The sequence below is a fragment of the Sphingomonas sp. Tas61C01 genome, from assembly GCF_052567495.1.
Genome location: NZ_CP199583.1, coordinates 219,732 through 245,489 on the forward strand (window position 1 = coordinate 219,732; position 25,758 = coordinate 245,489).

Consider the following 25,758-nt stretch of genomic DNA (forward strand, 5'->3'; position numbering starts at 1 on the left):
CACCCCGGACTTGATCCGGGGTCCCGCTGTTATTCGACAGTAGCGGGACCCCGGATCAAGTCCGGGGTGACGGTGGAGTGGGCGTATGGGGCGAGCGCCTCACCGCCAGCGGCCGGTCTCCATCCAGAGGAGCACGGGCTTCAGCGGCATGATCCAGACGATGCCGGTGACCAGGTAGAACAGCGTCTGCGCGTACCAGGGCCAGGTGCCGACGATCCCCGACAGGCTGACGATCAGCACGCACCAGATCGTGATGAAGGACAGGATCCCGAGGGTTCCGACGGGCTTGCGCCAGCTTGGCGTCATGGCGTGATCCATTCCAGTTCAGTGACGATCGCGTGGAGCGGGACGTCCCACGCATCGGTGGGGACGCTGTCGACCTCCTGCACCGCGAGCGCAACACCGATCCGCCATGCGTGCGGGTAGCGGGCGAAGGCGCGGTCGTAATAGCCGGCGCCCTGGCCCAGGCGATTGCCGCAGCGATCGAAGCCGAGGAGCGGCGCGAGGATGATGTCGGGCGTGCATTCGGCAGCGGTGTCGGCGGGCTGGCTGAGACCGAACCGGCCCGGGACCAGCGCGTCGCCGGGCGCCCAGGCAAGGAAGCGCATCGGCTGCTCGCGGCCGACGACATGGGGCAGGGCGAGCGTGCAGCCGGCGTCCAGCGCAGCGGCGTTAAGCGGAGCGGGATCGGCCTCGCTGCCGACGGGCACGTAGCTGGTGACGACGAGGCCGCGGCGCAGGCGTGCGCGGAAGGTGTCGGGCACGATGAGGGTGCCGCGATCGCTGCGCTCGCGTGCGGCGCGCAAGGTTGCGCGGAGACTGGTTTTGTCGATCATGCTGATGGGCATCGGGGGAGGGTGGCGGGCCCGCCGTGACCGTTTGCCGGGTTATCCTCTGACGCACGGTACGTCAGGTGGGGACCATATACGTCGGACCAGGATCCGGGCAGGGACAGCCCCCTAGGAAGATGAATAGCCTCAGGGATAATAAAGGCTCGTATCGGGCAGAACCCGCCAAGCCCTATCTAGGCGCTATGCGGCTCGTTCTCAAGGGCCGATGCGAGCGCCTCGAGCCGGTCGGCGATGCGGGCCAGCGCCGATTCGCTGACCGCGGCACCGGCGGGCGGGCGGGTCAGCGCCTCGTCATATTCGTCGGCCAACATCAGCGCCACGAAGAACATCGCGCGTTCGCTGTTGAGCCCGCCCGCGGCGCGGTTCGCGACCGCCCAGCGTTCGTCGAGCATCCGGCCGAGCATGCGCACGCGCGCTTCCTCGCCGTCGCGGCATCCGACGAGGTGCGAGCGGCCGCCGATCGATAGGGTGACCTCCGCCATCAGCCGGCGCTTCCGCGGGCGATGACGTCGTCGAGCGCCGCGACCGCTTCCGCCATCCGCGCCTTCAACGCGGCGTGGCGCTGCGCGAGCGCATCGCTGCTGCGCGCACGGTGTTCGATGGCGTTCTCGATTCGGGCGATCGCCGCATCGACACGATCTGCGGCGCTGGTCGCGGTGGTGGACATCCATCCGCGATAGCATGCGAGTGGTCCGCGACAAGCCGGTTTTGCCACATCGACGCGGTTGACACGGGGCGCCGTGCCCCCGCAAAGGCGAGCCGCTTGCTGCGCCGCGATATCCGCGCGGCCGACCGGGGAACCGGCTTTCGAGGAGACGGCGAATGACGAAGGTTGCGATCAATGGCTTCGGGCGGATCGGTCGCCTCGTCGCACGGGCCATTCTCGAAAAGGGCGGCGAGCTGGAGTTGGTCGCGATCAACGACCTGGCGGACGCCAAATCCAACGCCTGGCTGTTCAGCCGCGACAGTGTCCATGGCCGCTATCCGGGCGAGGTGTCGGCCGAGGGCAACGACCTGGTCGTCGACGGCAAGCGCATCCGCGTGACCGCCGAGCGCGACCCCGCGAACCTGCCGCATGCCGAGCTCGGCATCGACATCGTGCTGGAATGCACCGGGTTCTTCACCGACAAGGAGTCGTGCGGCAAGCATCTCACGGCTGGCGCCAAGCGCGTGCTGATTTCCGCACCGGGCAAGGGCGTCGATCTCACCGTGGTCTACGGCGTCAACCACGAGAAGCTGTCCGCCGAGCACGTCATCGTATCGAACGCGTCCTGCACCACCAACTGCCTGGCACCCGTCGCCAAGGTGCTGAACGACGCGATCGGGATCGAGCGCGGGCTGATGACCACGGTCCACGCCTATACCAACGACCAGAAGATCCTCGACCAGATCCATCCCGACCTGCGCCGTGCGCGCGCGGCGGCGATGTCGATGATCCCGACCACGACCGGTGCGGCGCGCGCGGTCGGCGAGGTGCTGCCGGAGTTGAAGGGCAGGCTCGACGGGTCCGCGATCCGCGTGCCGGTGCCCGACGTCAGCCTGGTCGACCTGACCTTCACCCCGAAGCGCGATACCACCCGCGACGAGGTCAACGCGATCCTGAAGGCGGCGTCGGAGAGCGGACCGCTGGTCGGGGTGCTCGACTGGTCCGACGAGCCGCTGGTGTCGATCGACCTGATGCACACCCCGGCGTCGTCGACCGTCGACAGCCTGGAGACTGCGGTGATCGACGGCAAGCTGGTCCGCGTGGTCAGCTGGTACGACAATGAATGGGGTTTCTCCAATCGCATGGTCGACACCGCCACCGCGATGGCCAAGTTCCTCTAGGCGCTGACGCGATGAGCGGCACCGTGATCGGGATCGCCCGGCATGCGGTGCCGAAGGGCCCGCTGGAGGTGATCGAAATGGTCGAGGTGACGCCGGAGGGCGGCCTCGACGGCGATTACCGCGGGCGGGTGAAGCCAGGCGGGCGAGGTCGCCGGCAGGTGACGCTGATCGAACGAGGCGATTGGGCGGCGGCGACCGCCGAGATCGACCGCGAAATCCCGTGGCAGCAACGCCGCGCCAACCTGCTGCTCGACGGTTTCGATCTGCCGAAGACGCCGGGCACGCTGCTGCGGATCGGAGCGGACGTCGTGCTCGCGATCACGATCGAATGCGCGCCGTGCGAGCGGATGGACGCGGTTGCGCCGGGGTTGCAGGCGGCGCTGATGCCCGACTGGCGGGGCGGGGCCTGCACCCGTGTGAAGGCCGGCGGAACGATCAGAGTCGGTGATCAGATCAGGATCGAGGAACCATGACCAAGCCATTCAAGACGCTCGACGATATTGGCGAGGTTTCCGGCAAGCGCGTGCTAGTGCGCGAGGATCTGAACGTGCCGATGGCCGACGGCCGGGTGAGCGACGACACCCGCCTGCGGGCGACCTTGCCGACCGTCACAGAGCTGGCGGACCGCGGCGCGATCGTGCTGCTGCTCGCGCATTTCGGGCGGCCGAAGGGCGTGCCGACGGTGGAGATGTCGCTGGCGATGCTCACGGAGCCCTATGCCGCGGTGCTCGGTCGCGAGGTTCGCTATATCGATTGGGAGGGCGCCGACGAAGCGGTCTCGACGCTGCAGCCGGGCGACATCGCCATCCTGGAGAATACCCGATTCTTCGGCGGTGAAGAGCGCAACGATCCGGACGTCGTCGCCCGTTTCGCGAGACTGGGCGATCTCTATGTGAACGATGCCTTCTCCGCTGCACACCGTGCGCATGCGTCGACCGAGGGGCTCGCGCACGTGCTCCCGGCCTTTGCAGGACGGGCGATGGAGGCCGAGCTGATCGCGCTGGAAAAGGCGCTGGGCAATCCGGAGCACCCGGTCGCCGCGGTCGTCGGCGGCGCCAAGGTATCGACCAAGCTCGACGTGCTGAAGCATCTCGTCGGGCGGGTCGATCACCTGATCATCGGCGGCGGGATGGCCAACACCTTCCTCGCCGCACGTGGAGTGAATGTAGGCAAAAGCCTGTGCGAACATGATCTTGCGAGCGTCGCCGACGAGATCATGGCAGCTGCGGATCGCGCCGATTGCACGGTGCACCTGCCGTATGACGTGGTGGTGGCGAAGGAGTTCAGGGCAAATCCGGCGACGCGGACGGTCAATGTCCATGAGGTGGCGGCGGACGAGATGATCCTCGATGTCGGCCCCGCCGCCGTCGAGTCGCTCGGCGACGTGCTGAAGAACTGCCGGACGCTGGTGTGGAACGGGCCGCTGGGCGCGTTCGAGACGCCGCCATTCGACGTTGCCACGGTCAGCCTGGCGCGGACCGCGGCGGCGCTGACGCAGGACGGCAGCCTGGTCTCGGTCGCCGGGGGCGGGGACACCGTCGCCGCGCTCAACCAGGCGGGGGTGGCGGACCAGTTCACCTTCGTCTCCACCGCGGGCGGCGCGTTCCTGGAGTGGATGGAAGGCCGCGAACTGCCGGGGGTGGCCGCGTTGACGCGGTGATCCCAAGCACGCACCTTCAACATGTTGGATAAAGGTGTGTCATGCTTGGGATACGACTGCCGATAGAGGCCGAGGAGCGGCTTGCGCGACATGCGGCGGCGACAGGCCGCGGCAAGAGCGTCATCGTGCGTGAATGGATCATGGAGCGGCTGGAGCGCGAAAGCATCGACGAGGAAATTCGGCATGCCGCACAGGTGATCGCCGCCAGCGAGACCGAGGACGATCGCCGTTGGGGCAACGCAATGGACCGGGCATTCATCGAGATGCTGGACGAGGAAGATGGCGGCTACGACTGGGGACCCGACGGGCCGCCGGTTTGAGACTTGTTGATATCCTGCTCCTAGGAAGCGCGCCCGGCTTGCTGAGCAATCGGAGACCGTGCCTGATCCCGCCGATTGCGGTGGCAGCGGGCGCTCGCTACGAGCACCCGAGATGAAGCAGCACGCAGGGGAATTACGATGACGCCGCAGGTAAACGCCATTCTCGACAAGTACGAGGCGACCAGCCCGGCGGTGAAGGCGAACCTCGCTCGTATCCTGATGCAGGGGCATCTCGGCGGCACCGGCAAGCTGGTCATCCTGCCGGTCGATCAGGGGTTCGAACATGGACCGGCGCGATCCTTCGCGATCAACCCCGACGCCTATGACCCCCATTATCATTACCAGCTCGCGGTCGATGCCGGGCTGTCGGCGTTCGCGGCGCCGCTCGGCATGCTCGAAGCGGGGGCGGATACCTTCGCGGGGCGGATCCCGACGATCCTGAAGGTCAACAGCTCGAACAGCTGGGCGACCTCGATCGACCAGGCGGTTACCGGCAGCGTGTCGGACGCGCTGCGGCTCGGCTGCGCGGCGATCGGCTTCACCATCTATCCCGGCTCCGAACAGATCTTCGAGCAGATGGAGGAGATCCGCGAGCTGAGCGAGGAGGCCAAGGCGGTCGGCATCGCGACGGTGATCTGGTCCTATCCGCGTGGCGGCAACCTGTCCAAGGACGGCGAGCTGGCTCTCGACGTCGGCGCCTACGCCGCGCACATGGCGGCGCTGCTCGGCGCGCACATCATCAAGACCAAGCTGCCGACCGATCATATCGAGCAGAAGGAAGCGGTGTCGGTCTACAAGGACGGCGACTGGTCGACGATGGCCAAGCGCGTGAAGCACGTCGTGCAATCGAGCTTCGCCGGGCGCCGGATCAACGTCTTCTCGGGCGGCGCATCGAAGGGCGCAGACGCGGTGTTCCAGGACGCGCGCGACATCCGCGACGGTGGCGGCAATGGTTCGATCATCGGCCGCAACACCTTCCAGCGGCCGCGTGCCGAGGCGCTGGCGATGCTCGAGCGGCTGGTGCGCATCTACAAGGGCCAGGAGTGATCCCGGCGTGACCGAGGACCCGCTCGGCCCGCTCGATCCTGAGTTCGCCGCCAATTTCAGGCGTGCCGATCGGCGGCCGCCGTGCCAGCTCTATCTCGTCTCGCCGATCGACGTCGGCGGCACGTTTCCCGATCGGTTGGCGCGCGCGCTCGACGCCGGGCCGGTGGCGGCGTTCCAGTTCCGGGTGAAGGATGTCGACCAGCATGTCGCCGCGGCATTGGCCGAACCGTTGCAGGCGATCTGCGCGGCGCGCGACGTGGCGTTCATCGTCAACGACGATGTCGGGCTGGCGAAGCGGCTGGGGGCGGACGGCGTCCATCTCGGCCAGGACGATGGCGACCCGCGCGATGCGCGGGCGGCGCTGGGCCCGACCGCGCAGATCGGGGTAACCTGCCACGACAGCCGCCACTTCGCGATGGAAGCGGGCGAGGCGGGGGCGGACTATGTCGCGTTCGGCAGCTTCTATCCGACGACGACCAAGGCGACGACGCATCGGCCGGAGCCGTCGATCCTGTCCTGGTGGTCGGCGGTGTTCGAGATGCCGTGCGTCGCGATCGGGGGGATCACGCCGGCCAACGCGTCGCCGTTGATCGCGGCGGGGGCGGATTTCATTGCCGTTTCGCACGCGGTCTGGGGCGGGGACGAGGCTGCGGCGGTGAAGGCATTTGCGGCGATCCTCGGGGGTTAAGGTGCGTCGTTGGGGCGGGGTGATGAAGTAGCCTAGGGGCTTTCCCTCTCAACGCCTGTCACCCTCACCCTTCCCACCCGGCTGCGCCGGGCGGGCCCCTTCCCTCTCCCGGCGGGAGAGGGAGGGAGGCGCGAAGCGCCGGAAGGGTGAGGGCGATCCAATTCGTTACGCTCTCAAGGCGGAGTAGGGAGCCAATCGGCACCCGAGCCGTTCCTTGCAGCAGCGTAACGGTTGAGGAGCGGGCTATGTGGAAATCGGTCATCGGAACCGCGGCGATCGCCGCATCGGCGGTGGCGGGGTTCGCGCAGGCGCCCAAGGTCACGATCCCGCCGGTCGATCGGTCGATCCTCCACGTGCAGGTGATCCTCGATCATCTCGGCTTCGGGCCGGGCGTGCTGGACGGGCGCGGCGGGCAGTCGCTGGTGGCGGCGTTGAAGGGCTTCCAGGAATCGCGCGGATTGCCGATCACGGGGAAGGCCGATGCGAGGACGCTCGGCGCGCTGTATCAGTATCGCGCGACGCGGCCGGTTGCGGCGGTGACGTTGACCCGTGAGATTCTGGCGGGCCCCTATGTGAATCCGCTGCCGAAGGATTATGCGCTCCAGGCCAAGCTGCCGTCGATCGGCTACCGGACGCCGATGGAGAAGCTCGGCGAGATGTTCCACACCACGCCGGCGGTGCTGATCGCGCTGAATTCGCCCGACACGCGGCTGAAGGTCGGCAACAGGATCGTCGTGCCGAACGCGCTGCCGACGTCGCGCGATTATGACCCCAAGCTGCGCGGCGATTGGCGCCAGACGCTGGCGATGCTCAATGTCGATGCCAACCAGCCGACCGCGGATCACGTCGTCGTCGACAAGTCCGATGCGGTGCTGCGGGTGCTCGACAAGAACGACAAGCTGATCGCGCAATTCTCGGCGACGATGGGATCGAGCAAGGATCCGCTGCCGATCGGCACGTGGAAGATCAACGGCGCCGACTACAACCCGAAGTTCCACTATAATCCCGATCTGTTCTGGGATGCGAAGAAGGACGACGATCCCGCGATGCTGCCGCCGGGGCCGAACGGTCCGGTCGGGGTGGTGTGGATCGACCTGTCGAAGGAGCATTACGGCATCCACGGCACGCCCAATCCCGAGACGATCGGGCGTGCGGAGAGCCATGGCTGTATCCGGCTGACCAACTGGGATGCGGCGCGGCTGTCGATGATGATCAAGCCCGGGACCAAGGCGGTCTTCAAGCCGTGACGTCATGACCAAGCTCGGCTGGTTCATCATCGGGTTCATTGCGCTGATCGTCGCCGCGTTCGTATCGATGACGACGTTCGGGGGCGCGGCGCGGCGTGCCGCTAAGGTCGCCGCGGCGCCGGCCTCGGTGGATGTGCCGGGCCGGTTGGCGGTGCCGGTCGCGGGGGTGAGGCGGAGTCAGCTCGTGCGGAATTGGGGCGACGAACGCGGCGGCGGGACGCGGACGCATCACGGGCTCGACATCATGGCACCGTCGGGCACGCCGGTGGTCGCCGCGGCATCGGGCACGGTCGAGAAGCTGTTCGAGAGTGGGCTTGGCGGCACCACCATCTATGTGCGCTCGCCCGATCGGCGCTGGACCTATTATTATGCGCATCTCGCGAAGTATGCGCCGGGGCTGAGCGAGGGGCGGCGCGTCGCGGCGGGCGAGACGATCGGCTATGTCGGCGACACCGGGGATGCCGGACCGGGCAATTATCATCTTCATTTCAGCACCACCCGGATGCAGCCCGGGGAGCGCTGGTATCAGGGCGAGGACGTCGATCCGTACCCCATGCTTGCCGCTGGCGGGACGGGCGGCTAAAGCCCGCCTCTTCGTCGCCGGGCAGATTGCCGCACGCGGCACTCGCTCTTTGCAGTAGGTAGATCCATGAAGATCAGCGGCGTGGACATCCGTCCCGGCAACATCATCGAATATGAAGGCGGCATCTGGCGCGCGGTTAAGATCCAGCACACCCAGCCCGGCAAGGGCGGCGCCTATATGCAGGTCGAGCTGAAGAACCTGATCGACGGACGCAAGAACAACGTCCGCTTCCGCTCCGCCGAGAGCGTCGAGCGGGTACGGCTGGACACCAAGGACTTCCAGTTCCTGTTCAAGGACGGCGATGCGCTGACCTTCATGGACAAGGACAATTACGAGCAGATCACGCTCGACGCAGGCATTCTGGGCGATGCCGCGGCGTTCCTGCAGGACGGCATGGACGTGGTGCTGGAGCTGTGGGACGAGCGCCCGATCTCGGTGCAGCTGCCCGACACGATCGAGGCGATGATCGTCGAGGCCGACGCGGTGGTGAAGGGGCAGACCGCCTCGTCGAGCTACAAGCCTGCGATCCTCGAGAACGGCGTCCGCGTGATGGTGCCGCCGCATATCGGTGCGGGCACCCGGATCGTCGTCGACGTGTACGAGCAGACCTATGTGCGGCGTGCCGACTGAGCGTCTTTCCCCTCTCCCTTCGAGAGAGGGTGGCCGAGCGTAGCGAAGGTCGGGTGAGGGTGATATCCCTCGCTCGCCCTCACCCTCCCACCGCCTGACGGCGGCGGGCCCCTCCCTCTCCCGTCGGGAGAGGGGAAGCGAGTAATTGAAATGCCCAGCCATTCCGGCCTGATGACCGTGATCGATCGTGCCGCGCGCAAGGCGGCACCGCGGTTGCGCCGTGACTTCAACGAGGTCCAGCAGCTCCAGGTGAGCCGCAAGGGGCCCGCCGACTTCGTGTCGGTCGCGGACAAGCGCGCCGAACAGACGATCTACGAGGAGCTGTCGCGCGCGCGCCCCGATTGGGGGTTCCTGATGGAGGAGCGCGGCGAGATCGCGGGCGATCCCAGCAAGCCGCGCTTCATCGTCGATCCGCTCGACGGCACCACGAACTTCCTCCACGGCATCCCCCACTTCGCGATCTCGATCGCGGTCGAGGAGCCGATGCCCAACGGCAAGCGCGAGATCACGACCGGGATGGTCTATCAGCCGCTGACCGACGAGAGCTTCTGGGCGGAGAAGGGTCGCGGCGCCTGGGTGCAATCGGAGCGGCTGCGGGTGTCGTCCCGGCGTGATCTGGCGGATGCGCTGATCGCGACCGGGATCCCGTTTCTGGGCCACGGCAATTTCGCGGAATGGAGCCGGATCTTCGGCGCGGTCGCGCCCGAGGTGGCGGGGATCCGCCGGATCGGCGCGGCGTCGCTCGATCTCGCCTGGGTCGCGGCGGGGCGGTACGACGGTTTCTGGGAATCCTCGCTGCAACCATGGGACGTCGCGGCGGGAGTGCTGCTGATCAAGGAAGCGGGCGGGTTCGTCACGGATTTCCGTGGCGGCGACCGGTCGATGGAGCGGGGAGAGTTCCTCGCCGCCAACGATGCGCTGCATTCCAAGCTGCACAAGCTGTTGGCGAACGCGCTTCGGTAAGAGCGTTTCCGCCTGGCGGGGGAGGAGTTTGGTCGCCCAACTGCGAGTGATTCTCACCGCCTCGCGGCCTTGCTCCCCCTCCGCCACGGGCCTAAAGCGACCTTCATTGTTCGCACTTGCGAGAAGCCCATTGGTCGACCTGTCACTCTATCTGCCGATCCTGCTGTTCCTCGGCGTCGCGCTGCTCCTGTCGAGCGCGTTCGTGTTCCTGCCGATGCTGGTCGGGCGCCTTACCGGCTCGCACCAGCCTAACGAGCAGAAGCTCAGCGAGTATGAATGCGGCTTCCCCGCGTTCGAGGATCCGCGCAGCCAGTTCGACGTTCGATTTTATCTCATCGCGATCCTGTTCATCATCTTCGATCTCGAAGCGGCGTTCCTATATCCTTGGGCAGTAAGCGTTTTTTCGCTTGGATGGACCGCATGGATATCGATGATGATCTTTATCGCCGAACTGGCGCTCGGCCTGGTGTACGCGTGGAAGAAGGGAGCGTTGGATTGGGAGTAGAGGCACATCCTGGATCGATAGGGTCGGCCGGTCCGATCGGGTTGGTCAACAATCCCGAGAATGGCCTGTCGATCGCGCCAGACCAGGGCTATTTCGACAGCCTCAACGGCGAGCTGAACGACAAGGGCTTCCTGGTCACCTCGACCGAGGACCTGTTCCAGTGGGCGCGTACCGGGTCGCTGTGGTGGATGACCTTCGGGCTGGCGTGCTGCGCGGTCGAGATGATCCACGTCAACATGCCGCGCTACGATCTCGAGCGGTTCGGCGCGGCCCCGCGCGCGTCGCCGCGCCAGTCGGACGTGATGATCGTCGCGGGCACGCTGTGCAACAAGATGGCACCGGCGCTGCGCAAGGTCTACGACCAGATGTCGGAGCCCAAATACGTCATCTCGATGGGCAGCTGCGCCAATGGCGGCGGCTATTATCACTACAGCTACAGCGTCGTGCGCGGTTGTGACCGCGTCGTGCCGGTCGACATCTACGTGCCGGGCTGTCCGCCGACCGCGGAAGCGCTGTTGTACGGGATCATGCAGCTGCAGCGGAAGATCCGCCGCGCCGGGAGCATCGCCCGGTGAGAGCGTCCGCCCCTGCCTTTGCCAGCAACGACGGTGTGATCGACACGGTTCGCGCCACGCTCGGTGCGTCGCTGATCGACGCGGTCGAGCGGGTCGGCGAGATCGCGCTGTATGTCGAGCGCGACGCGGTCGTTGCGGCGCTCGCGGCACTGCGCGACACGCCGGGTCTCGAATACCAGCAGTTGATGGAGATTGCGGGGGTCGATTATCCGGGCCGCGAAGAGCGGTTCGAGGTGGTCTATTGCCTGTTGTCGCTGACCCGCAACCACCGGCTCCATGTCCATGTCTCGACCGACGAAGCCAAGCCGGTGCCGTCGGTTACCGGGCTGTGGCCGGTCGCGGGCTGGCTGGAGCGTGAGATCTACGATCTGTACGGCGTGCTGTTCACGGGCAACCAGGACCTGCGCCGGATCCTGACCGACTATGGGTTTCGCGGTCATCCGCTGCGCAAGGACTTCCCGATGTCGGGCTATGTCGAGATGCGCTATTCGGAAGAAGCCAAGCGCGTGGTCTACGAGCCGATCAGCTTGGCGCAGGATTTCCGCAGCTTCGACTTCATGAGCCCGTGGGAAGGGGCGGCCTATGTCCTGCCCGGCGACGAGAAGGCGGCGCTGCCAGAGGCGAAGGGCGCGCAGACGCCGCTCAGCGCCGACGCGATCGTGAAGGCGGATGCGGCGCAGAGTGCGGCCAAGGCGCCGACGGCGTCCAGTGAGCCCTATGCCAAGGCCGATGCGACGAGCACCGCGCAAACCGGCGCAGGCAAGCCGCACCCGCATGCGGGGCCGAAGCCTGCCGATCCGGACGTCGTGCCCAGCAAGAAGGAAGGGCAGAACCAGTGAACGCTCCTGCCACCACGACGATCGACCCCTATGTCGACGAACTGCTCGGCCAGACCGATGCGGCGGATCCGACCACCGGTGACGTCACGATCCAGAACTACACGATCAATTTCGGTCCCCAGCATCCCGCCGCACACGGCGTGTTGCGGCTGGTGATGGAGCTGGACGGCGAGATCATCGAGCGGATCGACCCGCATGTCGGGCTGCTTCACCGCGGCACCGAGAAGCTGATCGAGTACAAGACGTACACGCAGGCGCTCCCTTATTTTGACCGGCTCGATTACTGCTCGCCGATGTGCATGGAGCATACCTATGTGTTGGCGGTCGAGAAGCTGCTCGATCTCGAGGTGCCGATCCGCGCGCAGTATCTGCGGGTGTTCTTCGCCGAACTGACGCGGATTATGAACCACCTGCTCAACCTGGGCAGCCATGTGATGGACGTTGGCGCGATGACGCCGAACCTGTGGCTGTTCGAGCTGCGCGAGGACACGTTCAACTTCTACGAGCGCGCATCGGGCGCGCGGATGCACGCCAATTACTTTCGGGTCGGCGGGGTTCATCAGGACGTGCCGCTGAAGCTGCTCGCCGACATCGGCGACTGGCTCGACGATCGCCTGCCGCGCTTGTTCGAGGACGCGATCAGCCTGGTCGCGGACAACCGCATCTTCAAGCAGCGCAACGTCGACATCGGCACGGTGAGCCGCGACGACGCGATCGCCTGGGGCTTTTCGGGTCCGATGATCCGCGCGGCGGGCATTCCGTGGGACCTGCGCAAGTCGCAGCCCTACGACGTCTACGCCAAGATGGATTTCGAGATCCCGGTGGGGACGCGGGGCGATTGCTACGACCGGTTCATGGTACGGGTCGAGGAGGTGCGGCAGTCGGCGCGGATCATGAAGCAGTGCCTCGCCGAAATGCCAGAGGGGCCGATCGCGAGCCTCGACCGCAAGGTGGTGCCGCCGAAGCGCGCCGAGATGAAGCAGTCGATGGAAGCGCTGATCCACCACTTCAAGCTCTATACCGAGGGCTATCACGTCCCCGCGGGCGAGGTGTATGTCGCGACCGAAAGCCCCAAGGGCGAGTTCGGCGTGTATCTGGTGTCGGACGGCACCAACAAGCCGTATCGCTGCAAGATCAGGCCGACCGCGTTCAGCCATCTACAGGCGATGGACTTCATGAGCCGCGGCCACATGCTGGCCGACACCACCGCCATCCTGGGCGCGATGGATATCGTTTTTGGTGAATGTGACCGCTGATGGCTGACGCACCGCAGATCCCCGACGAAGCAGAGACCCGCGCCCGCTGGGGCGCGTTTGCGTGGACGGACGAGAACCAGCGCAAGGCGAACGAAATTCTCGGTCGCTATCCAAAGGGACGCGAGCAATCTGCGTCGATCCCTTTCCTCGATCTCGCGCAGCGCCAGGTAGGGGCGGAAACGCAGACCCAGGGCTGGCTGCCGGTACCGGTGATCGAGTTCGTCGCGCGCGCGATCGGCGTGCCGTACATGCGCGTGTACGAGGTCGCGACCTTCTACACGATGTTCAACCTGGCGCCGGTCGGCCGCTATCACGTGCAGGTTTGCGGCACGACGCCGTGCATGCTCGCCGGGTCGGACGACGTGCTCGCCGCGTGCAAGAACCACGGGCTGGTGAAGGGGCGGACGACCCCGGACGGCCTGTTCACGCTGACCGAGGTCGAATGCCTCGGTACCTGTGCCAACGCGCCGATGGTGCAGATCAACGACGACAATTTCGAAGACCTCGATTACGATCGCACCACCGCGATCCTCGAGGCACTGGCGCAGGGGCAGGCCCCGACGCCCGGCCCGCAGACCGGACGCCGTGCGAGCTGCCCCGAGGGCGGGCCGACGTCGCTGCGCGAGATGGTCGATGCGAACCACGATTATCGACCCGCCTGGGGCGATCTGGAGGCTGCACATGGCTGACGAAAACGACAGTGTCGTGAATTTCATGGGTGAGCAGTTCCGGCGTCTCAACGCGCGCTTCGACACGGTCGAGCAGCGGATCGATACGCTGGAAGGTAAGATGGAGGACCGCATGGCGAACATCGAGCGCCGGCTGAGTTCGCAGAACCAGATCGAGCAATCGCTGATCGGGCATCTTGCCAGCATCCATTCCAGCATCGACAATCTACGCGCCGATTTCGTCGGTACGGAGCGGCGCGTCAAAGCATTGGAAGCCCGCTGATGCTTGCCGACAAGGACCGGATCTTCACCAACGTCTACGGTTTCCAGCCGTGGAATCTCGACGCGGCAATGGCGCGGGGCGATTGGGACAATACCAAGGCGCTGATGGCACTCGGCCAGGACGCGATCATCGATGTCATGAAGGCGTCCGGCCTGCGCGGGCGTGGCGGGGCGGGGTTTCCGACCGGCACCAAATGGGGCTTCATGCCCAAGGAGCCGAAGCCCGATCGTCCCAATTTCCTGGTGATCAACGCGGACGAATCCGAGCCGGGTTCGTGCAAGGACCGCGAGATCATCCGCCACGATCCGCACAAGCTGATCGAGGGCGCGCTGATCGCGGGCTATGCGATGCGCGCACGGGCGGCGTACATCTACATCCGCGGTGAGTATATTCGCGAGGCCGAGACGCTGTTTGCGGCGGTGGCGGAAGCCTATGACAAGGGGCTGATCGGCAAGAACGCCTGCGGATCGGGCTATGACTTCGACGTGTTCGTCCACCGCGGCGCGGGCGCGTATATCTGCGGCGAAGAGACCGCGATGCTCGAAAGCCTGGAGGGCAAGAAGGGCCAGCCGCGGCTGAAACCGCCGTTCCCGGCAGGGGCGGGGCTCTACGGGTGCCCGACGACGGTCAACAACGTCGAATCGATCGCGGTCGCGCCGACGATCCTGCGGCGAGGCGCGGCGTGGTTCTCGAGCTTCGGCGCGGAGAACAACCGCGGCACCAAGCTGTTCCAGATCAGCGGCCATGTCGAAAAGCCGTGCGTGGTCGAGGAGGCGATGAGCATCAGCTTCCGGGAGCTGATCGAGACGCATTGCGGCGGCATCCGCGGCGGGTGGGACAATCTGCTCGCGGTGATCCCGGGCGGATCGTCGGTGCCGCTGGTGCCCGCGGCGCAGATCATGGACTGCGCGATGGACTTCGACGGGCTGAAGGCGGTCGGATCGGGCCTCGGCACCGCGGCGATCATCGTCATGGACAAGTCGACCGACATCGTCCGCGCGATCAGCCGGATCAGCTATTTCTACAAGCACGAGAGCTGCGGCCAGTGCACGCCGTGCCGCGAAGGCACCGGGTGGATGTGGCGGGTGATGGAGCGGCTGCGTACCGGCGACGCCGATATCGGCGAGATCGATACGCTGTTCCAGGTCACCAAGCAGGTCGAGGGCCATTCGATCTGCGCGCTGGGCGACGCCGCGGCGTGGCCGATCCAGGGCCTGATCAAGCATTTCCGCCCCGAGCTGGAGCGGCGCATCAACGAGCGTGGCGGCGACCTGTCGCCGATGATGGAAGCTGCCGAGTAATGCCGAAAGTCAAAGTCGACGGTGTCGAGATCGAGGTGCCGCAGGGTGCCACCGTGCTGCAGGCGTGCGAGCTGGCGGGCAAGGAGATCCCGCGCTTCTGCTATCACGAGCGGCTGAGCATCGCGGGCAATTGCCGGATGTGCCTGGTCGAGGTAAAGCCGGGTCCGCCCAAGCCGCAGGCGTCGTGCGCGCTGCCGGCGGCGGACAATCAGGAGATCTTCACCACGACGCCGATGGTGAAGAATGCCCGCGAGGGCATGATGGAATTCCTGCTGATCAACCATCCGCTCGACTGCCCGATCTGCGACCAGGGTGGCGAATGCGACCTGCAGGACCAGTCGATCGCCTATGGCCGCGGCCATTCGCGCTACACCGAGAACAAGCGCGCGGTGACCGAGAAATATATGGGCCCGATCGTGAAGACGGTCATGACCCGGTGCATCCAGTGCACCCGTTGCGTCCGGTTTGCGGAGGAAGTGGCAGGCGTCGAGGAGATCGGCGCGATCTTCCGCGGCGAGGACATGCAGATCACCAGCTATCTCGAGGAAGCGGTGACCAGCGAGCTGAGCGGCAACGTCGTCGATCTCTGTCCGGTCGGCGCGCTGACCAGCAAGCCCTATTCGTTCGAGGCGCGCCCGTGGGAGCTGCGCAAGACGCAGACGATCGACGTGATGGATGCGGTCGGCACCAACATTCGGCTCGACGCGCGCGGCCGGCAGGTGCTGCGCTGCGTGCCGCGGATCAACGACGACGTGAACGAGGAATGGGCGACCGACAAGACCCGCCACGCCGTCGACGGTCTGGTGCGGCGGCGGCTCGACAAGCCCTATGTGCGGCGCGACGGCAAGCTGGTCGAGGCGAGCTGGGACGAGGCGTTTGCGGCGATCGCGGCGGTCGATGCCGGCTCGAGCGTTGCGGCGGTCGCGGGCGATCTGGTCGATTGCGAGACGATGTTCGCGGCCAAGGCGCTGCTGGCGCGGCTCGGGTCCGATCGGCTCGAGGGGCGGCAGACGGGCATGGACTACGACACGTCCAGCCTTGCCGCGGTGAACTTCAACACCACGATCGCGGGCGCCGAGCGCGCCGACGCGATCCTGCTGGTCGGCACCAACCTGCGCTGGGAAGCGCCGCTGGTGAACACCCGGATCCGCAAGGCCATCAAGCGCGGCGCCAAGGTGTTCGCGATCGGGCCGGAGACCGAGCTGACCTACCGCGCCGAATGGCTCGGCAACGACCTGGCGCTGCTCGGCGATCTGCCCGAGGCGGTGACCGAGGCATTCGGCAAGGCCGAGCGGCCGATGGTGATCGTCGGCGGTGCCGCGATGAAGGGCGGGCAGGGCGCCGCGTTGGCATTGGCCAAGTCGCTGAATCTGCTGCGCGATGCCGCCTCGACAAGCTCGGGACAGGATTGGAACGGCTTCAACGTCGTCCACATGGCGGCGAGCCGGATGGGCGGGCTGATGCTCGGCTATGCGCAGAAGGGCGGCATCGCCGATGTCGCGGACGCCAAGTTGACCTTCTTCCTTGGTGCCGACGAGGTCGACTTCACGCGCTTCACCGGCTGCAAGGTCTATGTCGGGCATCACGGCGACAAGGGCGCGCAGGCGGCCGATATCGTCCTGCCCGGCGCGACTTACGCCGAAAAATCGGGAACATGGGTCAATCTCGAGGGTCGTGTTCAGCGTGGCGAGCGGGCGGTGTTTCCGCCGGGCGACGCTCGTGAGGACTGGACGATCTTCCGGGCGCTTTCGGAGACGCTCGGCCATACCCTGCCGTTCGACACGCTGGCCGACTTGCGGGCGGCGATGGCGGCGGACACGCCCGCGCTGGGTACGCTCGGGCTGGCGCGGTTCGACTGGAACCCGCCGGCGCTCGACGCGAGCGGATCGGGCGAGGTCGTCTATCCGATCAAGGACTTCTACCTGACCAACGCGGTGTGCCGCGCGTCGCCAACGATGCAGCGCTGCTCGGCGGAGCTGATCCACGGCGACGACAGCTTCGCGGAGGCGGCGGAATGACCGGCTTCTTCACCGAGAGCGTCGGCATGTCCTACGGCTGGGCATGGTTCACCGCGACGATCATCGGTATTCTGGTCATCGCGCTGCCGCTGATGCTGGCGGTGGCGATGATCATCTACGCCGATCGCAAGATCTGGGCGGCGATGGCGCTGCGGCGCGGGCCCAACGTGGTCGGGCCGTTCGGGCTGCTGCAGAGCTTCGCCGACGGGCTGAAGGTGTTCCTGCAGGAAACCATCATCCCGTCCGCGGCGAACCGGGTGCTGTTCCTGCTGGCGCCGATCATCACCTTCACGGTCGCGCTGATCGTCTGGGCGGTGGTGCCGTTCCAGTCGGGCGTAGTGCTCGCCGACATCAATGTCGGGCTGCTCTACGTGCTCGCGGCGTCGTCGCTCGGGGTTTACGGTGTGATCCTGGCGGGATGGGCGTCGAACTCCAAATACCCGTTCTACTCGGCGCTCCGCGCGGCGGCGCAGATGGTCAGCTACGAGGTCGCGATCGGCTTCATCCTGATCTCCGTGGTGATGTGGGCGGGGACGTTCAACCTGTCGGGCATCGTGGTGAAGCAGCAGGGGCTGTACGGCTTCATCAACGGCTTCGCGTTCAATCCGCTGCTGTTCCCGATGGCGGTGATGTTCTTCATCTCGTCGCTGGCCGAGACGCAGCGCGCGCCGTTCGACCTGACCGAGGCGGAGAGCGAGCTCGTCGCCGGCTATCAGACCGAATACAGCTCGATGAGCTTCGCGCTGTTCTGGCTAGGCGAATATGCCAACGTGCTGCTGATGTGCGCGCTCAACGCGACGCTGTTCTGGGGCGGGTGGCTGCCGCCGTTCGACTGGGCGCCGCTGTACGTGGTGCCGGGGATCATCTGGCTGTTCGCCAAGATGCTGTTCTTCTTCTTCCTGTTCAGCTGGGTGAAGGCGACGGTGCCGCGCTATCGCTACGACCAGCTGATGCGGCTGGGGTGGAAAGTGTTCCTGCCCTTGTCGCTGTTCTGGGTCTTCTTGGTATCGGGCGTGCTGATGTTCATGCGCGTGGGAATTGGTCAATGAGCGTCGCACACATCATCAAGTCGTTCACCTTATGGGAATTCCTGAAGGCGCACGCGTTGACGCTGAAGTATTTCTTCAAACCCAAGGCAACGATCAACTATCCGTTCGAGAAGAACCCGGTCAGCCCGCGGTTCCGCGGCGAGCATGCGCTGCGTCGATACCCGAACGGCGAGGAACGCTGCATCGCGTGCAAGCTGTGCGAGGCGGTGTGCCCGGCGCTGGCGATCACGATCGAGGCCGAGCCGCGCGACGACGGCAGCCGCCGCACCACCCGCTACGACATCGACATGACCAAGTGCATCTATTGCGGCTTGTGTGCCGAGGCATGCCCGGTGGATGCGATCGTCGAGGGGCCGAACTACGAATTCTCGACCGAGACGCGCGAGGAACTGATCTACGACAAGGCGAAGCTGCTGGATAACGGCGATCGCTGGGAGCGTTCGATCGGGGCCAACCTTGCCGCCGATGCGCCGTACCGTTAGGCGACGCCGGATGATTCAGATGACTCAGTCCTCCCCGGTACGGGGAGGGGGACCAGCCGCAGGCTGGTGGAGGGGGCTCGCCGCGAGCGCCGTCCTTGCTGCACGCCCCCTCCACCACCGGCTTCGCCGGCGGTCCCCCTCCCCGCGAGCGGGGAGGATGCTATGATCCAGGCGATCGCATTCTACCTGTTCGCGGTGATCGTCATCGGATCGGGCGCGTTGACGATCTCGTCGCGCAACCCGGTGCATTCGGTGATGTGGCTGATCCTCGCCTTCTTCAACGCGGCGGGGCTGATGGTGCTCGTCGGGGCAGAGTTCATCGCGATGCTGCTCGTCATCGTCTATGTCGGCGCGGTCGCGGTGCTGTTCCTGTTCGTGGTGATGATGCTCGACATCGAGGTCGCGCAGCTGCGGATCGGGATCGCGCGCTATTTCGCGCTGGGTCTCGCGCTCGCCGTGGCGCTGGCGGCGGAGATCATCATCGGGCTGGGCGCGTGGAGCGCGGGGACGATCGAACTCGGCCGCCGTGCCGCGCCCACCGACGCGAAGATCCCTAACATCGAGGCGATCGGCAACCTGCTCTACACCCGCTATCTGTTCGTGTTCGAGGGCGCCGGGCTGGTGCTGCTCGTCGCGATGATCGGCGCGATCGTGCTGACGCATCGCCAGCGGGGCGGCGTGCGCGGCCAGAACATCTCGCGCCAGAACGCGCGGCGTCCGCAGGACGCGACGCGCAACATGCGCCCGACGGTCGGCGAGGGGATGCAGCTGTGATCCCCTTCGGCGGAGTGCTTCGCACGTGATTGGTCTGGTCCATTACCTGGTCGTCGCGGCGATCCTGTTCACGATGGGGGTGCTCGGCATCTTCCTCAACCGCAAGAACCTGATCGTCATCCTGATGGCGATCGAGCTGATCCTGCTCGCGGTGAACCTCAACCTCGTAGCCTTCTCGGCGTATCTGCACGATCTGGTCGGGCAGGTGTTCGCGATGTTCGTGCTGACCGTCGCGGCGGGTGAGGCTGCGATCGGGCTTGCGATTTTGGTGATCTATTTCCGCGGCCGCGGCACGATCGCGGTCGACGACGTCAACCGGATGAAGGGGTAGGTCGGTTGATCTCGCTGATAGTCTTCCTGCCGTTGCTCGCGGCGATCGTCGCTGGGCTCGGCAATCGCGCGATCGGCAACGTGCCGGCCAAGGTCGTGACGACCGCGGCGCTGTTCGCCAGCGCGGCACTGTCGTGGCCGATCTTCATCGGCTTCCTGTCGGGCGCGAACACCGCGTCGGTGACGCCGGTGCTCAACTGGATCCAGAGCGGCGGCGTCGATGTTGCCTGGTCGCTTCGGGTCGATGCCCTGACCGCGGTGATGCTGGTGGTGATCACCAGCGTCTCGGCGCTCGTCCACCTGTATAGCTGGGGCTATATGGACGAGGATCCGGATCAACCACGGTTCTTCGCCTATCTGTCGCTGTTCACCTTCGCGATGCTGATGCTGGTGACCGCGAACAACCTGGTCCAGATGTTCTTCGGCTGGGAAGGCGTCGGCCTCGCCAGCTATCTGCTGATCGGCTTCTGGTTCAAGAAGCCGTCGGCCAATGCCGCGGCGATCAAGGCGTTCGTGGTCAACCGCGTCGGCGATCTCGGCTTCATGCTCGGCATCTTCGGCACCTATCTGGTGTTCAACACCGTCTCGATCCCCGAGATCCTGGCGGCGGCCCCGTCGATGGCGGGATCGACGATCGGTTTCCTCGGTGCGCGCTTCGACACCATGACGGTGTTGTGCCTGCTGCTGTTCGTCGGCGCGATGGGCAAGTCGGCGCAGCTCGGCCTGCACACCTGGCTGCCCGACGCGATGGAGGGCCCCACCCCGGTGTCGGCGCTTATCCATGCGGCGACGATGGTCACCGCGGGCGTGTTCATGGTCTGCCGCCTGTCGCCGATGTTCGAGACGAGCCCGGCGGCGCTGACGGTGGTGACGACGATCGGCGCGGCGACGTGCCTGTTCGCGGCGACGGTCGGGCTGGTGCAGACCGACATCAAGCGCGTGATCGCCTATTCGACCTGTTCGCAGCTCGGCTACATGTTCTTCGCGGCAGGGGTCGGTGCCTATGGCGCGGCGATGTTCCACCTGTTCACGCACGCCTTCTTCAAGGCGCTGCTGTTCCTGGGTGCGGGATCGGTGATCCATGCAATGCACCACGAGCAGGACATGCGCTATTATGGCGGCCTGCGTAAAAGCATCCCAATCACCTTCTGGACGATGATGATGGGGACGCTGGCGATCACCGGCGTCGGCCTGCCGGGTATCTTCGGCAACACCGCGTTCGGCTTCGCGGGCTTCCATTCCAAGGACGCGATCATCGAAGCGGCGTGGGCCGCACAGCAGCCGGGCGTGTGGTTCGTCGGCGTGCTGGTGGCGTTGCTGACAAGCTTCTATTCGTGGCGGCTGATGTTCCTGACCTTCTGGGGCACCCCGCGCTGGGCCGCGTCGGAGCATATCCAGCACGCGATCCACGATGCGCACGGGCATGATCACGGGCACGACCATGCTCATGACGATCACGCGCACGCGCACGCCGATCACGCCCATGCGCATGGCGACGAGCCGGCGGCGGAGGATGCGGGGCATCGCCCGTCGACGCACGGGCCGGCGCAGGACGATCTCCCTGCGGGGACCGGCGGCTATCATCCGCACGAAAGCCCGCTGACGATGCTGGCGCCGCTGCTGGTGCTGTCGCTCGGCGCGGTGTTCGCTGGGTTCGCGTTCCACGGCTATTTCATCGAGCCGGAATCGGGCGAGCGCTTCTGGCGCGGCGCGATCGCATTCCGCGAACACCTGATGCACGAGATGCACGGCGTGCCGACGATCATCAAATTGTCGGCGACGATCGCGATGCTGATCGGGCTGGTGTCCGCCTGGTACGCCTATATCCGCTCGCCGGGGGTGCCGAGGGCGGTCGCGGACCAGCTCCACGTGCTGTACGATTTCCTGCTCCACAAATGGTATTTCGACGAGCTGTACGACCTGCTCTTCGTCCGCCCCGCCTTCGCGATCGGGCGGCTGTTGTGGCACCGCGGCGACGAGAAGACGATCGACCGGTTCGGGCCCAACGGATCGGCCTGGCTGGTCCAGGTCGGCACCCGCGCGGCCGGCCGCCTCCAGACTGGATATCTCTATACCTATGCGTTCGTCATGCTGATCGGGCTCACCGCCGCGGTCACCTGGGTCATTGCGGGTTGATCGGCTGATGCAAGGCTTCCCCATCCTGTCGATCATGCTGCTGGTGCCCGCGCTGGCCGCGGTCGCGTGCCTGTTCGTGTCGGGCGACCTGGCCAAGCGGCTCGCGCTCGGCGCGACGCTGGTCGATTTCCTGCTCGGCATCCTGCTCTGGACCAGCTTCGACATCGGCGGCGCGCAATGGCAGTTCGTCGAGCATGCCGATCTGCCGCTGTTCGGGCGGTTCGGATGGTCGCTCGGCATCGACGGCTTCGCGCTGCTGCTGATCATGCTCAGCGTCTTCCTGATGCCGATCTGCATCGGCGCCAGCTGGAAATCGATCACCGAGCGCGTGCCCGAATACATGGCCGCGTTCCTGTTCACCGAAGTGCTGATGATCGGCACGTTCGCGGCGCAGGACCTGTTCCTGTTCTACATCTTCTTCGAGGCCGGCCTGATCCCGATGTACCTGATCATCGGCATCTGGGGCGGCGCGAACCGGATCTACGCATCGTACAAGTTCTTCCTGTATACGCTGCTCGGGTCGCTGCTGATGTTCATCGCGATGCTCTACATGGCGCGCGCGGCGGGCACGACGAGCATCCCGGTGCTGATGGCGCATGATTTCCCGCCGCAGGTGCAGACCTGGCTGTGGCTCGCCTTCTTCGCGTCGTTCGCGGTGAAGATGCCGATGTGGCCGGTCCATACCTGGCTGCCCGATGCGCACGTGCAGGCGCCGACTGCGGGATCGGTGATCCTGGCGGGCGTGCTGCTGAAGCTCGGGGGCTACGGCTTCCTGCGCTTCTCGCTGCCGATGTTCCCCGAAGCATCGGGGCAGCTGACCTGGCTGGTGCTTGGGCTGTCGGCGGTGGCGGTGATCTACACCTCGCTGGTCGCGCTAGTGCAGTCGGACATGAAGAAGCTGATCGCCTATTCGTCGGTCGCGCACATGGCGATCGTCACGATCGGGCTGTTCGCGTTCAACCGGCAGGGCATCGAGGGCGCGATGCTGGTGATGCTCAGCCACGGGCTGGTATCGGGCGCGTTGTTCCTGTGCGTCGGCGTGATCTACGACCGGCTGCATACCCGCGAGATCAGCCGCTATGGCGGGCTGGCGATCACGATGCCGCGCTATGCGGTGTTCTTCCTGCTGTTCACGATGGCCTCGATCGGGCTGCCGGGCACGAGCGGGTTCGTCGGCGAGTTCCTGTCGCTGATGGGCACCTACCAGGTATCGACCTGGATCGCGCTGCTGTGCACCACCGGGATCATCCTGGGCGCGGCCTACATGCTGTACCTCTATCGCCGGGTCGTGTTCGGCGAGGTGAAGAGCGACGAGGTCCGCGCGATGAGCGACATGTCCGGTCGCGAGATCTGGCTGCTTGCGCCGATCGCGGCGGTGGTGTTCTGGATGGGCGTCTATCCCGAGAGCTTCCTGGCGCCGATGCGCAAGGACGTCGGCACGCTGCTCGCCCGGATCGACCGAGCCACCCCGCATGGCGACAGCAACCCAAGCGCGGGCAAGCCGGTCGCGGCTGGCGGTCATACCACCGCCGCTCACACAACCGCCGCACATGAAGGCGCGCATCGATGAACTACGCCGCCAATCTCGCCATGACCCTGCCCGAGGCGGTACTCGCCATCGGATCGATCGTTCTGATGCTGGTCGCCGCCTGGGGTGGCCAGGCATCGACCCGCGCGATCTCCTGGGCATCGGTGGCGATCATCGCCGGCGCCGGCATCGCGCTGATCGGACCGGCGTCGTCGGGCGGCGAGGCGTTCGACGGTCTCTACCGTGCCGACGCATTCGCGACCTTCTCCAAGGTGCTGATCTTCATCGCCGCGGCGATCTCGATCGTGCTCGCGCCGCGCTTCTTCGAACGCACCGCGGGCGACGATCTGCGCCCCGAATATCCGGTGCTGATCCTGCTTTCGACCTGCGGCATGGGCATCATGGTGTCGGCCAGCGACATGCTGACGCTGTATGTCGGCCTCGAGCTGCAGAGCCTGGCGGCGTACGTGCTCGCCAGCTTCATGCGGCGCGACACGCGCTCGGCCGAGGCGGGGCTGAAGTACTTCGTGCTCGGCGCGCTCGCCAGCGGCATTCTGCTGTACGGCATCTCGCTGGTCTACGGGTTCAGCGGCACGACGACCTTCGACGGCATCGCCGACGCCTATACCGGCGGCGGCACGCGGTCGCTGGGGCTGATGTTCGGGCTGGTGTTCGTGTTCGCCGGGCTCGCGTTCAAGATCGCGGCGGTGCCGTTCCACATGTGGACCCCCGACGTCTACGAAGGCGCGCCGACCCCGGTCACCGCGTTCTTCGCGTCGGCGCCCAAGGTGGCGGGCGTCGCGCTGGCGGTGCGGGTCGCGGTCGAGGCGATGGGGCCGGCGGTGGAGCAGTGGCGCCAGATCGTGATCTTCGCGGCGCTGGCGTCGATCGTGCTCGGCGCGGTCGCGGCGATCGGCCAGTCCAATATCAAGCGACTGCTCGCCTATTCGTCGATCAACAATGTCGGCTTCGCGCTGATCGGCCTCGCCGCGGGCACGCCCGAGGGCGTGGCGGGCGTGCTGACTTACATGACGATCTATATCGCGATGACGCTCGGCAGCTTCCTCGTCGTGTTGCAGATGCGCGATCACGACAACCAGCCGGTCGAAACCGTCGCCAGCCTTGCGGGGATGTCGCGGACACGACCGGGGCTGGCGCTGGCGCTGGCGATCTTCATGTTCAGCCTGGCGGGCATCCCGCCGCTGTTCGGCTTCTACGCCAAGTTCGCGGTGTTCGACGCGGCGGTCGCGGCGGGGCTGTTCCCGCTCGCGGTGGTCGGCATCTGCGCGTCGGTGATCGGTGCCTATTATTACCTGCGCGTCGTCAAGACGATGTACTTCGACGAACCCGCCGCGGCGTTCGCGCCGAGCGACAGCAAGGTCGAGGGCGGATTGATCGTGCTGACCGCGGCGTTCGTGTCGCCGCTCGGCTATCTCGCGATCCCACTGATCGGCGGCTGGGCGATGGCCGCGGCGCGGGCGCTGTTCTGACGGTGATCCGTACCGTCGCGGAGACGGGCTCGACCAATGCCGACATGATCGCGCTGGCGCGGTCGGGGGTCGAGGAGGGCGTGTGGCTGCGCGCCGAGCGGCAGACCCAGGGGCGCGGGCGCCACGGCCGGGGCTGGTCGTCGCCGACGGGCAACCTCTATGCGAGCACGATTGTGCGGCTGCGCGCATCCGATCCGCCCGCGCCGACGCTGGCGCTGGTCGCCGCGGTGGCGCTGGAGGAATGCGTCTCGGCCTATCTGAAGCGCGAGGCGCTCCGGCTGAAATGGCCGAACGACCTGCTGCTGGACGGCGCCAAGCTGTCCGGCATCCTGCTCGAACGCGCCGACGCCGCGGTGGTGATTGGCATCGGGGTCAATCTGGCGGATCGTCCCGACCTGCCCGACCGGCGTACCACCAGCTTGGCCGAGCACGGTGTGACGGTCGATCCCGCGGAAATCGTCGAGACGCTGGCGGCGACGTTCGCACGCTGGATCGGGCGGTGGCGCGGGGAGGGGCTCGCCCCGGTGCGCGCGCGGTGGCTGGAACGCGCGCATCCGCCGGGCACCGCACTGAGCGCCGCGTCGGCGGAGGGCGGCACCGTCGAGGGGTTGTTCGACGGCCTCGACCGCGACGGCGCGCTCATCCTGCGCTTGGCGGACGGCACCCGCCGTGTCATTCACGCCGGCGACGTGTTCCTCCTCTAACCGA

At 66.3% G+C, this 25,758-nt stretch carries 30 protein-coding genes; 26 read left to right on the forward strand and 4 right to left on the reverse strand.

Going from position 1 to position 25,758, the window contains the following annotated elements; genetic code table 11:
- Positions 1 to 99: 99 nt before the first annotated feature.
- The 4 genes from ACT009_RS00990 to ACT009_RS01005 form a co-directional block, all read right to left on the reverse strand.
- Entirely contained in the window at positions 100 to 306 is a 207-nt protein-coding gene (locus tag ACT009_RS00990; RefSeq protein ID WP_445192546.1) for a DUF2842 domain-containing protein, read from the reverse strand.
- Entirely contained in the window at positions 303 to 836 is a 534-nt protein-coding gene (locus tag ACT009_RS00995) for a 5-formyltetrahydrofolate cyclo-ligase (protein WP_445192547.1), read from the reverse strand. Before ACT009_RS00995 ends, ACT009_RS00990 begins: the two co-directional genes overlap by 4 nt.
- Before the next feature lie 188 nt (positions 837 to 1,024).
- Positions 1,025 to 1,333: a cell division protein ZapA gene (locus tag ACT009_RS01000; protein ID WP_445192548.1), complete on the reverse strand. Its 309-nt coding sequence runs from the start codon at positions 1,331 to 1,333 to the stop codon at positions 1,025 to 1,027.
- Positions 1,333 to 1,518 carry a hypothetical protein gene (locus ACT009_RS01005; protein WP_445192549.1) on the reverse strand — a complete coding sequence of 62 codons (186 nt, stop codon included), beginning with the start codon at positions 1,516 to 1,518 and terminating at the stop codon, positions 1,333 to 1,335. Before ACT009_RS01005 ends, ACT009_RS01000 begins: the two co-directional genes overlap by 1 nt.
- A gap of 155 nt (positions 1,519 to 1,673) precedes the next feature.
- On the opposite strand from ACT009_RS01005, the gene gap reads away from it, so the two are divergent.
- From gap to ACT009_RS01135, 26 genes are all read left to right on the forward strand, one after another.
- On the forward strand, positions 1,674 to 2,678 hold the full coding sequence (gene gap / locus ACT009_RS01010) for a type I glyceraldehyde-3-phosphate dehydrogenase (RefSeq protein WP_445192550.1): 1,005 nt from the start codon (positions 1,674 to 1,676) through the stop codon (positions 2,676 to 2,678).
- 11 nt (positions 2,679 to 2,689) lie between these two features.
- Complete coding sequence (locus tag ACT009_RS01015; RefSeq protein WP_445192551.1) at positions 2,690 to 3,151, forward strand: MOSC domain-containing protein; 462 nt, start codon at positions 2,690 to 2,692, stop codon at positions 3,149 to 3,151.
- Positions 3,148 to 4,338, forward strand: a complete 1,191-nt coding sequence (locus tag ACT009_RS01020) for a phosphoglycerate kinase (RefSeq protein ID WP_445192552.1) — start codon at positions 3,148 to 3,150, stop codon at positions 4,336 to 4,338. The genes ACT009_RS01015 and ACT009_RS01020 overlap by 4 nt, the downstream gene beginning before the upstream one ends.
- A 41-nt stretch (positions 4,339 to 4,379) precedes the next feature.
- Positions 4,380 to 4,658 (forward strand): ribbon-helix-helix protein, CopG family, encoded by a 279-nt coding sequence (locus ACT009_RS01025; protein WP_445192553.1) that lies wholly within the window; start codon positions 4,380 to 4,382, stop codon positions 4,656 to 4,658.
- Positions 4,659 to 4,796: 138 nt separating this feature from the next.
- Entirely contained in the window at positions 4,797 to 5,705 is a 909-nt protein-coding gene (locus ACT009_RS01030) for a class I fructose-bisphosphate aldolase (protein WP_445192554.1), read from the forward strand.
- 7 nt (positions 5,706 to 5,712) lie between these two features.
- Positions 5,713 to 6,393 (forward strand): thiamine phosphate synthase, encoded by a 681-nt coding sequence (gene thiE / locus ACT009_RS01035; protein ID WP_445192555.1) that lies wholly within the window; start codon positions 5,713 to 5,715, stop codon positions 6,391 to 6,393.
- Positions 6,394 to 6,638: 245 nt separating this feature from the next.
- On the forward strand, positions 6,639 to 7,640 hold the full coding sequence (locus tag ACT009_RS01040) for a L,D-transpeptidase family protein (RefSeq protein ID WP_445192556.1): 1,002 nt from the start codon (positions 6,639 to 6,641) through the stop codon (positions 7,638 to 7,640).
- Positions 7,641 to 7,644: 4 nt separating this feature from the next.
- Entirely contained in the window at positions 7,645 to 8,223 is a 579-nt protein-coding gene (locus tag ACT009_RS01045) for a M23 family metallopeptidase (RefSeq protein ID WP_445192557.1), read from the forward strand.
- Positions 8,224 to 8,289: 66 nt separating this feature from the next.
- Positions 8,290 to 8,853 (forward strand): elongation factor P, encoded by a 564-nt coding sequence (efp, locus tag ACT009_RS01050; RefSeq protein ID WP_445192558.1) that lies wholly within the window; start codon positions 8,290 to 8,292, stop codon positions 8,851 to 8,853.
- A 150-nt stretch (positions 8,854 to 9,003) separates the two neighbouring features.
- Positions 9,004 to 9,816: an inositol monophosphatase family protein gene (locus ACT009_RS01055; RefSeq protein ID WP_445192559.1), complete on the forward strand. Its 813-nt coding sequence runs from the start codon at positions 9,004 to 9,006 to the stop codon at positions 9,814 to 9,816.
- 130 nt (positions 9,817 to 9,946) lie between these two features.
- The gene (ndhC, locus tag ACT009_RS01060; protein ID WP_445193967.1) at positions 9,947 to 10,321 is read left to right on the forward strand and encodes an NADH-quinone oxidoreductase subunit A; all 375 of its coding nucleotides are present in this window, start codon (positions 9,947 to 9,949) and stop codon (positions 10,319 to 10,321) included.
- Between the two features lie 35 nt (positions 10,322 to 10,356).
- On the forward strand, positions 10,357 to 10,896 hold the full coding sequence (locus ACT009_RS01065; RefSeq protein WP_445193968.1) for a NuoB/complex I 20 kDa subunit family protein: 540 nt from the start codon (positions 10,357 to 10,359) through the stop codon (positions 10,894 to 10,896).
- Complete coding sequence (locus ACT009_RS01070; protein ID WP_445192560.1) at positions 10,893 to 11,735, forward strand: NADH-quinone oxidoreductase subunit C; 843 nt, start codon at positions 10,893 to 10,895, stop codon at positions 11,733 to 11,735. Before ACT009_RS01065 ends, ACT009_RS01070 begins: the two co-directional genes overlap by 4 nt.
- 41 nt (positions 11,736 to 11,776) lie before the next feature.
- Positions 11,777 to 12,991 carry an NADH-quinone oxidoreductase subunit D gene (locus ACT009_RS01075; protein WP_445193969.1) on the forward strand — a complete coding sequence of 405 codons (1,215 nt, stop codon included), beginning with the start codon at positions 11,777 to 11,779 and terminating at the stop codon, positions 12,989 to 12,991.
- Entirely contained in the window at positions 12,991 to 13,680 is a 690-nt protein-coding gene (locus tag ACT009_RS01080) for a complex I 24 kDa subunit family protein (protein ID WP_445192561.1), read from the forward strand. The genes ACT009_RS01075 and ACT009_RS01080 overlap by 1 nt, the downstream gene beginning before the upstream one ends.
- Positions 13,673 to 13,942, forward strand: coding sequence for a hypothetical protein (locus tag ACT009_RS01085; RefSeq protein WP_445192562.1), 270 nt, complete (start codon positions 13,673 to 13,675; stop codon positions 13,940 to 13,942). Before ACT009_RS01080 ends, ACT009_RS01085 begins: the two co-directional genes overlap by 8 nt.
- Complete coding sequence (nuoF, locus tag ACT009_RS01090) at positions 13,942 to 15,243, forward strand: NADH-quinone oxidoreductase subunit NuoF (RefSeq protein WP_445192563.1); 1,302 nt, start codon at positions 13,942 to 13,944, stop codon at positions 15,241 to 15,243. Before ACT009_RS01085 ends, nuoF begins: the two co-directional genes overlap by 1 nt.
- Positions 15,243 to 17,261, forward strand: a complete 2,019-nt coding sequence (nuoG, locus tag ACT009_RS01095; protein ID WP_445192564.1) for an NADH-quinone oxidoreductase subunit NuoG — start codon at positions 15,243 to 15,245, stop codon at positions 17,259 to 17,261. Before nuoF ends, nuoG begins: the two co-directional genes overlap by 1 nt.
- Entirely contained in the window at positions 17,258 to 18,310 is a 1,053-nt protein-coding gene (gene nuoH / locus ACT009_RS01100; protein WP_445192565.1) for an NADH-quinone oxidoreductase subunit NuoH, read from the forward strand. The genes nuoG and nuoH overlap by 4 nt, the downstream gene beginning before the upstream one ends.
- The gene (gene nuoI, locus ACT009_RS01105) at positions 18,307 to 18,792 is read left to right on the forward strand and encodes an NADH-quinone oxidoreductase subunit NuoI (RefSeq protein ID WP_445192566.1); all 486 of its coding nucleotides are present in this window, start codon (positions 18,307 to 18,309) and stop codon (positions 18,790 to 18,792) included. The genes nuoH and nuoI overlap by 4 nt, the downstream gene beginning before the upstream one ends.
- A 162-nt stretch (positions 18,793 to 18,954) precedes the next feature.
- Entirely contained in the window at positions 18,955 to 19,566 is a 612-nt protein-coding gene (locus ACT009_RS01110) for an NADH-quinone oxidoreductase subunit J (RefSeq protein ID WP_445192567.1), read from the forward strand.
- A gap of 25 nt (positions 19,567 to 19,591) precedes the next feature.
- On the forward strand, positions 19,592 to 19,897 hold the full coding sequence (gene nuoK / locus ACT009_RS01115; protein WP_332783448.1) for an NADH-quinone oxidoreductase subunit NuoK: 306 nt from the start codon (positions 19,592 to 19,594) through the stop codon (positions 19,895 to 19,897).
- A 5-nt stretch (positions 19,898 to 19,902) separates the two neighbouring features.
- Positions 19,903 to 22,032, forward strand: coding sequence for an NADH-quinone oxidoreductase subunit L (nuoL, locus tag ACT009_RS01120; RefSeq protein ID WP_445192568.1), 2,130 nt, complete (start codon positions 19,903 to 19,905; stop codon positions 22,030 to 22,032).
- A 7-nt stretch (positions 22,033 to 22,039) separates the two neighbouring features.
- On the forward strand, positions 22,040 to 23,602 hold the full coding sequence (locus ACT009_RS01125) for an NADH-quinone oxidoreductase subunit M (protein WP_445192569.1): 1,563 nt from the start codon (positions 22,040 to 22,042) through the stop codon (positions 23,600 to 23,602).
- The gene (nuoN, locus tag ACT009_RS01130) at positions 23,599 to 25,050 is read left to right on the forward strand and encodes an NADH-quinone oxidoreductase subunit NuoN (RefSeq protein ID WP_445192570.1); all 1,452 of its coding nucleotides are present in this window, start codon (positions 23,599 to 23,601) and stop codon (positions 25,048 to 25,050) included. Before ACT009_RS01125 ends, nuoN begins: the two co-directional genes overlap by 4 nt.
- Before the next feature lie 2 nt (positions 25,051 to 25,052).
- Positions 25,053 to 25,754: a biotin--[acetyl-CoA-carboxylase] ligase gene (locus ACT009_RS01135; protein ID WP_445192571.1), complete on the forward strand. Its 702-nt coding sequence runs from the start codon at positions 25,053 to 25,055 to the stop codon at positions 25,752 to 25,754.
- Positions 25,755 to 25,758: the final 4 nt, after the last annotated feature.